We start from the raw sequence: 469 nt of genomic DNA, 5'->3' as shown, positions 1-469 counted from the left end.
CGCTGCCACCGCAGATCGAGGTGTTGCCGGATTGCACGGTAACGGGCAAGGCCAGATCAGCGGCTGCGCGCACCACCTGCGCCACCTCTTCGGTCGAGCCGGGCCGCACGACAGCGCGCGAAGTGCCCGACCAGACGCCAGTCCAGTCGGTCAGGTAACGCGCCATGTCGGCCGGTTCAGTGAGGACTTGAGCTGGCCCGACAATATCGTTGAAAACATCCATGGTTCGGCTTTTCCTCTTTCGTCAATGCGCAATCAGAACGGGTAGCGCAGCATTTCCCAGCACGTAATCCGTGGTCGAGCCGAGAAGGTCTTCCCGGAAGCCAGTGCGTTGATGCGCTCCCATCACGAGTAAGCCCGCGCCGCTTTCTTCGCAGGCGGTTACGATTTCGGCCCCAGTCTCCTGTGCAGGGGCGTCGATGTGCCGCGTCTCGACCTGTACGCCGTGGCGGCGCAGCGCGGTTTCCAC

At 63.3% G+C, this 469-nt stretch carries 2 protein-coding genes; both read right to left on the bottom strand.

Annotated elements, in window-relative coordinates; genetic code table 11:
- Positions 1 to 223, bottom strand: a 223-nt coding sequence (locus Q5L94_RS13365; protein WP_317498858.1) for an FAD-binding oxidoreductase, incomplete at its 3' end; no start/stop codon positions are given.
- Between the two features lie 21 nt (positions 224 to 244).
- On the bottom strand, positions 245 to 469 hold a 225-nt coding region (locus Q5L94_RS13360; protein WP_317498857.1), incomplete at its 5' end, for a universal stress protein.

Origin of the sequence: Idiomarina sp. Sol25 (genome assembly GCF_033052775.1) — a bacterium.
Lineage (GTDB): Bacteria > Pseudomonadota > Gammaproteobacteria > Enterobacterales > Alteromonadaceae > Idiomarina.
The sequence above is the reverse complement of the archived record's forward strand: the minus strand, read 5'-3'. Positions and strand labels throughout refer to the sequence as shown.